This window comes from Mycobacterium sp., from assembly GCF_019247615.1.
Classification (GTDB): Bacteria; Actinomycetota; Actinomycetes; order Mycobacteriales; family Mycobacteriaceae; genus Mycobacterium.
The window spans coordinates 1-6,168 of record NZ_JAFBAT010000150.1 but is presented as its reverse complement, the minus strand read 5'-3'; the positions used below and the strand labels follow the sequence as shown (position 1 = coordinate 6,168).

Annotated in this window: 6 protein-coding genes and 1 pseudogene; 1 reads left to right on the top strand and 6 read right to left on the bottom strand. The window is 67.3% G+C overall.

Going from position 1 to position 6,168, the window contains the following annotated elements; all coding sequences use genetic code 11:
- The 6 genes from JO059_RS10050 to JO059_RS10025 all read right to left on the bottom strand — a co-directional run.
- On the bottom strand, positions 1-901 hold a 901-nt coding region (locus JO059_RS10050; protein ID WP_293316241.1), incomplete at its 3' end, for a hypothetical protein.
- The gene (locus JO059_RS10045) at positions 892-1,365 is read right to left on the bottom strand and encodes a hypothetical protein (protein WP_293316239.1); all 474 of its coding nucleotides are present in this window, start codon (positions 1,363-1,365) and stop codon (positions 892-894) included. The genes JO059_RS10050 and JO059_RS10045, both read right to left, overlap by 10 nt.
- Positions 1,355-2,227: a DUF58 domain-containing protein gene (locus JO059_RS10040; RefSeq protein WP_293316237.1), complete on the bottom strand. Its 873-nt coding sequence runs from the start codon at positions 2,225-2,227 to the stop codon at positions 1,355-1,357. The genes JO059_RS10045 and JO059_RS10040 overlap by 11 nt, the downstream gene beginning before the upstream one ends.
- Before the next feature lie 7 nt (positions 2,228-2,234).
- Positions 2,235-3,236 (bottom strand): MoxR family ATPase, encoded by a 1,002-nt coding sequence (locus tag JO059_RS10035; protein ID WP_293316243.1) that lies wholly within the window; start codon positions 3,234-3,236, stop codon positions 2,235-2,237.
- Positions 3,237-3,394: 158 nt separating this feature from the next.
- Positions 3,395-4,897, bottom strand: a complete 1,503-nt coding sequence (locus tag JO059_RS10030) for an AMP-binding protein (RefSeq protein ID WP_293316235.1) — start codon at positions 4,895-4,897, stop codon at positions 3,395-3,397.
- Complete coding sequence (locus JO059_RS10025) at positions 4,898-5,887, bottom strand: phosphotriesterase-related protein (protein WP_293316233.1); 990 nt, start codon at positions 5,885-5,887, stop codon at positions 4,898-4,900.
- A 63-nt stretch (positions 5,888-5,950) separates the two neighbouring features.
- On the opposite strand from JO059_RS10025, the pseudogene JO059_RS10020 reads away from it, so the two are divergent.
- A pseudogene (locus JO059_RS10020) lies at positions 5,951-6,168 on the top strand (acyl-CoA dehydrogenase); the annotation flags it as partial.

The window sequence follows — 6,168 nt, the reverse complement described above, 5'->3', positions numbered from 1 at the left end:
CGGCGCCCTCGGGCGGGTGGTACACGGCGTACGTGCCATTGGTGAGGCCGGCGATCGCGGCCAGCTCCTGGTTGGACCGCTCGGGTGACCTGACGTCGTCGGCGTGGACGACCGCGTTGACCTGGATGCCCGCCTTGGTTGCCATGTCTTTGATCTGCTGCTCGGAGAAGAGCGCGGGGCGGGTCTCATCGTCGGCACGAAAGTTGCTGTACCCCAAGTAAATCAACGAACGACGCCGGGCGCTGCCGTCCTCGAAGGAGGGGAAGCCGGCCATGCACAACGCCAGGATGTCCTCGAGGCTGCGGGAGTAGTCGACATAGGCGACCTCGCGGGAGAAGTCGTTGATGCCGGTGCGCAGTTCGTCGGCTTGCGGTGGGGGCAGTTCTCGGTTGCTGTCGAGTCGATGCTGCAATCCGGCCATGTCGGCGTAACGGCTGAATTGGGACCCGGCGTAGGTGTAATCACGGGTCAGCGGCACGACACGCAGGGTGGGCGAAGTCAGCCCGATGCGTTGCGTGTCAAAGCCTTTGACTTGCTCGTTGAAGTAACTCAGGTAGCCGGCCGTGCTAGGGTCGGTGACCGGCTGCCCCACGCACACCATGATGTCGTCGGGCCGGGCACCCCCGGGAGTGCGGCCCCGGGACCAGGATCCCGTGGGGCGGGAAGTGGTCAGCAGCGCCGCCACGAACACGCCCACCAGCAACACCAGCGTGATCAGCATCGACCACTGCCGGATGCGCACCGCCCGAAGGTATTCGGGCATCCCGGTCAGGCGCTCGACGTGGGCCAACGGGCGTAACACCGTGTTGAGCCGGGTCATCGGCGCCCATGCCGCCTCGGCCAGGACGACGGCCACCGCGACCAGCCCGACGATGAGGACCGCCGGCCACCTCAGGTCCACGTCCGGATCACCTCGGTCGTCGCGCGGGCGACACCGTCGATGTCGGCCGGCTCGGTGGCGAATTGGGCGTCCCCCAGTGCGACGAAAGCCGTAGCAGTCGAGGCTAATTGGTCGTCTCGGATGATGTCGTCAATGTGCATGTACTGCACCGGCGCACCGGTGGACAAGTGCAAGAAGCTGCGCAGGGCGGCGCTTATCGCCGCCGCGGCCTCCCTGCCGGGGAGTTGGCCGCTCCGATAGCGAGCCGTGGTGCTGGCGACGGTGCGGAGGAAACGCCGCCGCAGCAACCGCCCGTGCACCTCGCGGATCAGGGGGATCCGGCGCAGCCGCGCCGGTGGCAGCGTCCAGACATAAACGACGGCGTAGTAGCCGACGAGCACGACCGCGCACATCCCGGCGAGCGCCCACCACCATCGCGAGAACCCGGTGGGGCCACCCAGATAGTGCAGCAGGTCAGCCGGCATGCTGAAACGCCTGAGTCAACGCGACGATCTTGGGGCGGATCTCGCTACTGGCGCCGATGCGGGCGAAACCGATGCCGCGGGCGGCCAAGAATTGCTCCAGCCGTTCTACGCGGGCGGCTTCCCGGCGGCGATAGGCGGTGACGACGCGCGGCCCCAACGCGGCGCCCCCGAGGACGTACGCTCCCGTCGCGACGTCATAGCCGTCGCGTTGATCGCCGTCCGAGCCGACGGCGGGCATGTCGGAAACCATCACCCACATCAGCTCGTGGCGTCCCGACAGCTGCTGCAGCGCGGCCTCGAGCCGGCCGTCGGCGTCGGGTTCGTCGGAGACGACGATGATCAGCATCCGTCGCCGGTAACCCATTGCCACATAGTTCAATTGGGTGATCACGTCGCTGGCGGCGGGGTGGCCGGAGGCCCGGGTGTAGTAGCGGTGCAGCAGGCTTTCAACGTGTGTTTCTCCGCGACGCGCGCGAACGTTCGCGCTGCCCCGCGAATCCCCGTAGACCAGCCCCACCTCATCGGAGCGGCCGAGGGAGATCAGTCCGATGGCACCCATCACGTGGAGCGCGATATCGCGCTTGACCTCGCCGCTGGGCGCGACGGCCGTCATGTTGCGTCCCGCGTCGGCGACCAACAAGATCTTGTGGTGCTTTTCGGACACATAACGCTTGATCAGGACGGAACCCGAACGCGCCGAGGCTTTCCAGTCGATGTCGCGGACGTCGTCGCCGGCTACGTACGGACGCAGATCGTCGAATTCCAGACTGCGCGTATGCAACAGCGAGTAGCGGCCCCCTTCCAACAGACCGCGGGTGTCCGTGCCGAAGTACTCCCTGGCGCGATGGAGATGGGTTCTCATGACGCGCTCAGGGCACCCGCACCGCGCGCAGCACCGCGTCGACCACGTCGTCGGGAGTGACGTTCGATCCGGCCGCCTCAAAGCTCAGGATCAGTCGATGAGCCAACACCCGGTGGGCCAGTCGGCGAATATCTTCGGGGCGCACGTGGGTGCGACCGCGCAGCAGCGCCAGAGCACGGGCACTCTCGCAGAAGGCGATGGTGGCGCGCGGCGAGGCCCCGTACTCGACGAAGCGGCCCACTTGTGGCGGCAGCGCTTGCGGATCGCGGGTCGCCGCGACCAGTTGACTGGCGTAGCGCATCAGCGCGGGATCCAGGTGAATGGTGCGGACGACCGCCTGCAGCCGTTGGACATCTTCCAGGCTCAGCACCGGGTCGACCGCCCGGTCTTTGTCGTAGACCCCGGCGTCGCGGCGCAGCATGACTTCGACCTCTTCGGCTGCGGTGGGGTAGCGCAGGATGTCCTTGAGCATGAAGCGGTCGGTCTGGGCCTCGGACAGCGGATAGGTGCCCTCCTGATCCACCGGGTTCTGGGTGGCGATCACCAGGAAGGGCTGGGGAATCGGATATAGGGTTCCGGCGATCGTGGTTTGGCGTTCCTCCATCGCCTCGAGCATCGCGCTCTGCGTCTTGGCGCTGGAACGGTTGATCTCATCGAGCAGCACGATGTTGGCATGGACCGGCCCCAGTTGAGTGGCGAAGGAATTCGTCGCCGACTCATACACCTGCGTGCCCAGAATGTCGCTGGGCAAGAGGTCCGGGGTGCACTGGATGCGCTGAAAGCGGCCCTGGATCGCTTCGGCGATCACCCGCGCGGCTGTTGTCTTCGCGAGCCCGGGCACGCTCTCGATCAGCACATGGCCGCCGGCAAGAAGGCCGATCAGCAGCGACTCCCGTAGGTTCTCCTGCCCGACGATCTTGGCGGCGAATGCCTGCGAGAGCGCGGCGAGGTGGCGTTGCGCGTCGTCGATCTCGCGATGGTGCGGTTGGGCCCGCGGCGCGGCCGTCATCTCGGCCTTTCCGCTGCACACATGAGCCACCCCAAATCCGTCTTTCGATCATCGGCGCACCGCCCCCCGCGGTGGCGCCCCCACAGTGGAGCAGGTGCCGACCACGCCCCGCCTCACCGGCGCGAATGTCTACGCGTACCGGACCACCGCAGTCAACACTATCGGCTCGGCCGACGTGGTGCCGCCGGCTCAGGGGGACGCAGTCGCGCGATGACCTCGGCGCGCACCGCGGATCGCCGCGCCTTGCCGGCGTCGTCGCGCAGCGGCGTGTCGACGAACTCTATGAAGTCGGGGGTGGGCGGGACCTTGTAACCGGCGATTCGGTCGCGCAAAAACTCCTGTACGGCCCGCTGGTCGAGCGGTGAACCCGCCTGTACCAGGGCGTAGGGCACCTGGCCGAGATCATCGTGCGGTACGCCGACAACCAGGCACGACAGCACATCCGGGTGCGCCGACAGGGCGTTCTCGATCTCTGCCGGATAGACGTTGCGGCCGCCCACCGTGAACATGTCCACTCGGCGGTCCGACAGGTACAGGAACCCGTCCTCGTCGAAATAGCCGAGGTCGCCCAGCGAGTCCCAGCCGTCGCGGGAATTGGCGGTCGCGCCGATGTACCGGTACGTCGGCGCGCTGCCGGGACTGGGCCGCATGTAGATCTCCCCGACCACGCCCGGCGGACACGGGTTGCCCTCGTCGTCGAGCACCTTCATCTCGCCGGCGACCACCACGCCGACCGAGCCGCGGTGCTTCAGCCACTGATCACCGGAGATGAAGGTGAGCGCCTGCAACTCGGTGCCGCCGTAGAGCTCCCAGACCGCCTCGGGTCCCAACAGGTCGATCCATGCCCGTTTGACCGTCGGCGGACACGGCGCGCCCATGTGCCAGAAGCGCCGCACCGACGACAGGTCGTAGGCGCCCGGGTCGGCCTGGTAGACCGGCAGTGCCCGCTGCATGATCGTCGGCACCGTGGTGAGGAACGTGACCCCGTGGTCTGTGATCAGCCGGAGGAACTGCTGCGGCTCGAACCGGCTCATCAGCAACAGATGATGGCCCATCAGCAGCGCGATCGTCGCGGTGGTGAAGCCGGTGTTGTGGGACAGCGGAATCGGCACCAGCGTGGTGTCGCCCTCCTGCGCGCCGAGCCCGTAGCCGATGGCGGCCGGGATGCGGCTGTCGGCGCCGGACTCGATGAGCTTCGGTCGGCCGGTGCTGCCGCCCGAGCCCATCGCCTTCCACACCGGCGACACCGCCTCGGGCAGCGCGGCGTCAGACAGCGCCGGGTCGGGTATGAATCCCATTGGGAGGCTGGGTATTTCCGGATGGTAACGGCCGACCAGCAGGGCGGGCGGCCGCAACTGCAACAGGCCGCGCAGCTCCGCTTCCGGCAACCGCGCCGACAGCGGCTGGGGTACCGCACCCAGCTTCCAGCACGCCACGGCGGCCTGGATCCACTCGATCGAGTTGGGCAACACCATCGTGACGTAGTCGCCGACGCCGACGCCGCGCTCGGCGTAGGTCCGGGCCAGCCGGTTGGTCGAGCGGTCCAGTTCGCCGCGAGTGACGGTCACGCCGTCACACGTCACCGCCGGCTCGTCGGGGGCGAGCGCGGCCAGCGCCGAAATCTGCGTCCCGATCGGCGGGACCGGCTCGCTCTCGGCCATTCAGTAGGCGCCCTGTCGCTCGAAGATGCCGCGGGGGTTGTCGACCAGCATGGTGTGCAACTGCTCGTCGGTCACCCCGCGCTCCTTGAGTGCCGGGATCACGTCGTTGTGGATGTGCAAGTAATGCCAATTGGGCATCGCCACCGGCACCAGTTCCTCTGGAAGCGCGTCCCAGTAGCAGTTGGCGTCGTGCGAGAGCACCATCTTGTCGGCGTGGCCGCGCTCGCACATCTGCGCCACCGTGTTCACCCGGTCCTCGAACGGCAGGAACGCGTCGACGCCGAATCGATCCATCCCGATGTAGGAACCGGCGCCGATCAGCTCCTCGAGGTAGCCGAGGTCGGTCGTGTCCCCGGAATGGCCGATGACCACCCGGCTCAGGTCGACGCCTTCCTCTTCGAAGATGCGTTGCTGCTCGAGCCCGCGCCGCAGCCCGGCATGGGTGTGCGTCGAGATCGGCACCCCGGTGCGCCGGTGCGCCTGCGCGACGGCGCGCAACACCCTCTCGACGCCGGGGGTCACGCCCGGCTCGTCGGTGGCGCACTTGAGGATCCCCGCCTTGATGCCGGTGTCGGCCCCCGGACTATAAAAGCCCTCCTCGATGTCGCGGACGAACATGTCGGTCATGATCTCCGGGCCGTCCATCGGCGTGCCCGGGCCGAGGAAGTGGAAACGGAACGGAACGTCGTTGTAGGTGTAAAGCCCAGTTGCCACAACAATATTCAGGTCGGTGGCCGCAGCCACGCGCGCGATGCGGGGAATGTAGCGTCCCAGCCCGATCACGGTGAGGTCGACGATGGTGTCCACGCCGCGCGACTTGAGCTCGTTGAGCCGGTCGATGGCGTCGGCCACCCGTTGTTCCTCGTCGCCCCAGGTATCCGGATAGTTCTGGACGACCTCGGTGCTCATGATGAACACGTGCTCGTGCATGAGCGTCACGCCGAGATCGGCCGTGTCGATGGCGCCGCGAGCGGTATTGAGTTCTGGCACGGGACTGACTCTAAGGCGGACGGGCGGTTCACCAACAGGGCTTTGTGGGAGTACGTTGCCCCCATGTTGCTCAATCCCAACCGCCTGCAACGCCGCTACCCCGACGCCCGCTCGGGGGAGATCATGGCCGCGACCGTGGACTTCTTCGAGTCCCGCGGCAAGGCGCGGCTGAAATCGGATGACCACAACCGCGTCTGGTACTCCGACTTCCTCGACCACATCGGACGCGAGCGCATCTTCGCCTCGCTGCTCACACCGTCCGAATACGGGGCGGACGACTG

Bases quoted from the DNA above. Each gene is read 5' to 3' on its own strand.
- JO059_RS10045 (WP_293316239.1), bottom strand. From the start codon at position 1,365: ATGCCGGCTGACCTGCTGCACTATCTGGGTGGCCCCACCGGGTTCTCG.
- JO059_RS10040 (WP_293316237.1), bottom strand. From the start codon at position 2,227: ATGAGAACCCATCTCCATCGCGCCAGGGAGTACTTCGGCACGGACACC.
- JO059_RS10035 (WP_293316243.1), bottom strand. From the start codon at position 3,236: ATGACGGCCGCGCCGCGGGCCCAACCGCACCATCGCGAGATCGACGAC.
- JO059_RS10030 (WP_293316235.1), bottom strand. From the start codon at position 4,897: ATGGCCGAGAGCGAGCCGGTCCCGCCGATCGGGACGCAGATTTCGGCG.